The sequence below is a fragment of the Clostridium sp. SM-530-WT-3G genome (genome assembly GCF_012843905.1).
Taxonomy (GTDB): domain Bacteria; phylum Bacillota; class Clostridia; order Clostridiales; family Clostridiaceae; genus Clostridium.
In genome coordinates this window covers 1-5,276 of record NZ_JABAGC010000070.1, presented here as the reverse complement: position 1 = coordinate 5,276, position 5,276 = coordinate 1, and the positions used below count along the sequence as shown (strand labels likewise).

The window sequence follows — 5,276 nt, the reverse complement described above, 5'->3', positions numbered from 1 at the left end:
GTGTAAACATCTCTGTTGGGTTTATTGTAGCACTTATATTCCGTAAGCGATAGGCGTCTATTTTTTTACGCTTACGATCAATGAATTATCTAATATAATTGAAAAAGCTATAAACGTAAAATAAGGTAGACTATGCAGTCTACCTTATTTTACATTTATCATCATTAATCATAAATTTGAGGTGTTTATTTAATTATAATATAATCTAACTTTATGAATAAAATATGAAATTTTACTTATCTGCCTTAAATCTTTTAAGTCTTAATGCATTTAATAAAACAGATGTAGAACTAAATGCCATAGCAAGAGCCGCTATAACTGGATTAAGTAATGGACCTCCAAATAAATACAATACTCCTGCTGCTATTGGTATACCAATAACATTATAAGCAAATGCCCAGAATAAGTTTTCTTTTATATTTCTCATAGTACTTCTACTTAATTTAATAGCAGTTGGTACATCCATTAAATCACTCTTCATTAAAACAATGTCTGCTGATTCCATAGCTACATCAGTTCCACTACCAATTGCCATACCTATATCTGCCTGTGCAAGAGCAGGAGCATCATTTATTCCATCTCCAACCATAGCTACAAATCTACCTTCACTTTGAAGTTTTTTAACTTCACTTGATTTATCTTGTGGCAATACTTCAGCTAGAACTTTATCTATTCCAACTTGTCTTGCTATTGCATCAGCAGTCTTTTTGTTGTCTCCAGTAATCATAGCAACTTCTATTCCCATATCATGAAGTTTCATAATTGCTTTAGCACTACTTTCTTTAACTATATCTGCAACTGCTATTATACCTGCTATTTTATTATTTATAGCTATATACATAGGAGTCTTACCTTCTGCTGCTAACTTATCAGATATTTCTTCTAATTTTCTAAGAGCTATTTTTCTATCTTGCATTAACTTTTTATTACCTAATAAAATACCTTTAGATTCTATTTCAACTTCTATACCATGACCAGGTATTGCAACAAATTTATCTATATTATATAAACCTAAATTTTTCTTTTCCCCTTCTTTAACAATTGCTTCTCCTAGAGGATGTTCTGAACCTTTTTCTGCACTTGCAGCTATCTTTAAAAGTTCATCTTTATTGATATCTCCATCTGTAATTATATCTGTTACAACTGGCTTTCCTTCAGTTATAGTACCTGTTTTATCAAATACTATAGTGTTTATCTTATGAGTAGATTCTAATGCTTCTCCACCTTTTATAAGTATCCCATTTTCTGCACCTTTTCCAGTACCAACCATTATTGCTGTTGGAGTTGCAAGTCCCAATGCACATGGACAAGCTATTACAAGAACTGCTATAAATATACTAAGAGCAAATTCTATATCTTTTCCTGATATAAACCAAGCTATAGATACTATCACGGCTATAGCAAATACTATTGGCACAAAGTAGCCAGATATTACATCTGCAAGCTTTGCTATAGGTGCTTTAGAACCTTGAGCATCTTCAACCAATTTTATTATTTGAGATATCGCAGTATCACTTCCTACTTTTTCTGCTTTAAACTTTATAGTTCCGTTTTTATTTATACTTGCACCTACTACATGGCTTCCAACAGACTTCTCAACAGGTATACTTTCTCCTGTAAGCATTGATTCATCTACAGAAGTATGACCCTCAACTACAATTCCATCTACAGGTATTTTTGCTCCAGGTTTTACAACTATTACGTCACCGACTTCAACCTCTTCTATAGGTATTTCAATTTCTTTATTGTCTTTTATAATAATTGCTGTTTTAGGGCTAAGTCCCATTAATTTCTTTATTGCTTCTGATGTTTTTCCTTTTGCAACTGATTCTAAGAATTTACCTAATAATACTAATGTGATTATTACCCCTGCACTTTCAAAATACATATTATGAATTGCCATCATATCTCCATTAAATGTAAGATATAAAGAATATAAGCTATATGATAGTGCTGCTCCTGTTCCTATGGCAATTAAAGAATCCATATTAGGTGATTTTGATAATATAGCTTTTGTTCCAATCGTGTAGAATTTATATCCTGCTATTACTATAGGTATCGTAAGGAATAATTGAATTAAACCAAAGTTCAATGGATTAATATCAGGATTTATTATTTGAGGTAATGGAAGCGGACCAAATGGTTCCTTAATCATTTGTCCCATTGCTATGTAAAATAGCGGTACTGCGAATACAGCTGAAACTATGAACTTTATCCATAAGGATTTTACTTCTTTTTCTTTTCTAATTTTATCTTCATCTACAGCATTTTTATTTTCTGCATCTCGAGGTTCATACCCAGCTTTTTTTATTGCTTCTTTTATCTCAGATAATTTTACCTTTTCTGGTATGTAACTTATTGATGCTTTTTCTGTTGCAAAATTAACATCAACTGTTTGTACTCCATCAAGTTTACCTACACTTCTTTCAACTGCTTTCGCACATGATGCACAGGTCATTCCAGAAATAGGTATTATAGTTTGATTTAAATTTATTTCTTCTAAAACTCCATACCCTGCTTTTTCTATTGCCCTTTGTATATCTTGAGATGTAACTTTAGACTCATCATATGATACACTTAATTTTTCTGTGGCTATATTCACATTTGCCTCAATATTATCATCTATTTTTTTTACAGCTCTTTCAACCGCTTTGGCACATGATGCACAGGTCATACCTGTTATCTTCATTGTATCTTTTTTTAGATAATTGCTCATCGAAATATCCTCCTTATAAATTATCAATGTATTTTATATAAATTATAAATACCCCCAAAGGGTATATTCATAATTTATATAAAAATTATGAATTATTTATGAAGTTATATAAATTTATATTTTTAATGTATCTTTATTTTAATCTTATATAAATGTCTTTATTCAATAAAAAAATAAGATAATGCAAACTCTTCGCTAAGAATTAACATTATCTTACTTAATACAGAATATATTTAAAAGGGAATAATTCTGTGAGAAAGTTCATATTTAAAACAACTCAAAAATATGAATAAATTATGAACTTTGCATAAAATTACAATTTTATTTTAATTACTTAATTTTATCTATAATTGGTAAAGTAACTATAAATTCACTACCTTTATTTAACTCACTTTCAACCTCTATTTTTCCTTTGTGCAAATCAATAATTGATTTAACAATAGTAAGTCCAACACCAATTCCTCCAGTATATTTGCTTCTTGATTCATCTACTCTATAGAACCTTTCAAATATATAATCTAAACTCTCCTTTGGCATTCCAATACCATTATCTTTAAAATGTATTTTTATATTTCCATTTTCTTTATATGCACTCACATATATACTACCACCATTATTTGTATATCTTATAGCATTAGATAATAAGTTAACTATAACTTGAGATATTTTATCTTTATCTAAATAAACCTTTATATTCTCTAGATCAAATACTATATTTATATTTTTTTCTAGTGCATTTCCTTGGTTATTATAGACTATATTTTTAATTAGGTCATCTACTTTAACTTCACTTAAATTTAGTTTACTTTTTTCACTATCAAATTTTGCTAAGTTTTTTAATTGATTAACTAGATTAGTAAGTCTAATTACTTCTTCATTAACGCTATTTAATCGTTCTATGTTAGGCTCCCATATTCCATCTATCATTGCTTCTAAGTGTGTTTGTACGCTTGTAAGCGGAGTTCTAAGCTCATGAGAAATATCCGTAGTTAATCTTTTTCGTAGATTTTCTTGTTCATCTAGTTTATAAGCTAAGTTATTTATTGATTTTATAAGAGTATCAATTTCATATATGTTACTTTTATATTTTATTTTATTATCATATCCTCCATATCCCATCATATCTGCCATATTAGATACAACTTCTAATGGCTTAGATATATTGTTTGCAATTGCTATAGCTATAACTATTGTTATTAAAGTCATAAAAATACCAATCATTATAATTACCTTATTTATATCTTTTAAAAAATCTATATCATTATCCATATAATAAAGAGATCCATAAGACCCAATTTTTATATTTCCAATAGATTCACTCTTAGATCCCTTTAGGCTTAAACTACGTTCCGTATATTTGCCACTCCAATTATTCATCCTATGGTTCATATTATCCTCTATGCTTCCCATTACTGCATTACATCTATCTTGATTATACTTCATTGCTCCCCAAACCAAATTACCATTTATATCATATAAATCTATAAAAATACCATCATCTATAGCATTTTTACCTATTTTCTCTACACCCCTTAAATTCCATTTGCCATCATTGTACTCTGACTCTATTGAGTTTATTAATGCTGAAATTTCTTTTTCATTATTTTTAATTATATATTGTTCAAATTTTTTCTCAAAAACACTATTTATGAACACTGCTATGGATACTACAACTAAAACTATTATAGATACTAATGATAGAATTAACTTTGTATTAAGTTTTAACTTTTTAAACTTATAACCCAAACTTATATCCTACCCCATATACGGTCTGAATAATTGTAGGCTTTTTTGTGTCTAACTCTATTTTTTGTCTGAGATTTTTTATGTGAGCATCTATAATTCTATCCATTTTTTCATAATGTTCATCAATTGTTAGTTCTAACAATTGTTCCCTACTAAATACTCTACTTGGATTTTTAGCAAGTAGTAATAGTATCTTATATTCAGTATTAGTTAATATTACACTTTCACCTCTAACTTTTACATTATGAGATAACATATTTATTTCAAGTTCATCTGAAAACTTTAATATATCTTTGTTTTCACCCATTTTTCTAAAAACTGCTTTAACCCTTAAAACTAATTCTTTAACATTAAACGGCTTACATACATAATCATCACATCCTATATTAAACCCATCTATTCTATCTTCATCTTCAATTTTTGCAGTCAACATAATTATATGAACCATAGAGGTTTCCCTTATTTTCTTACAAATATCTTCTCCGCTTATATCTGGTATCATTCTATCTAAAATTATTAAATCAAAATTATTATTATAGAAGTATTTAAGAGCTTGTTCTCCATTATTAGCCACTATACAGTTATATCCTTCTTTATCTAAATATGCCTTGATTACTTGAGTTATCTTTATTTCATCATCTACTATCAATATATTAAACATTTATAGGCCTCCTTTTTCTGTTGTAAATGAATTTATTAGAATATATCACACAATTATAAATACTTTATGAATTTATTTTACTTGACTTGTGCATTAATTTGAGAAAATTTACCATTGGTTTTTAATTCATGTTTTACCATTATAATTTTTTTA

General features: G+C 28.2%; 3 protein-coding genes. All 3 read right to left on the bottom strand.

Going from position 1 to position 5,276, the window contains the following annotated elements:
• Positions 1-232 precede the first annotated feature (232 nt).
• Positions 233-2,716 (bottom strand): heavy metal translocating P-type ATPase, encoded by a 2,484-nt coding sequence (locus HF850_RS15065; protein ID WP_169106237.1) that lies wholly within the window; start codon positions 2,714-2,716, stop codon positions 233-235.
• Between the two features lie 330 nt (positions 2,717-3,046).
• Positions 3,047-4,462 carry a HAMP domain-containing sensor histidine kinase gene (locus HF850_RS15060; RefSeq protein WP_169106236.1) on the bottom strand — a complete coding sequence of 472 codons (1,416 nt, stop codon included), beginning with the start codon at positions 4,460-4,462 and terminating at the stop codon, positions 3,047-3,049.
• The gene (locus HF850_RS15055) at positions 4,452-5,123 is read right to left on the bottom strand and encodes a response regulator transcription factor (RefSeq protein ID WP_169106235.1); all 672 of its coding nucleotides are present in this window, start codon (positions 5,121-5,123) and stop codon (positions 4,452-4,454) included. The genes HF850_RS15060 and HF850_RS15055 overlap by 11 nt, the downstream gene beginning before the upstream one ends.
• Positions 5,124-5,276: the final 153 nt, after the last annotated feature.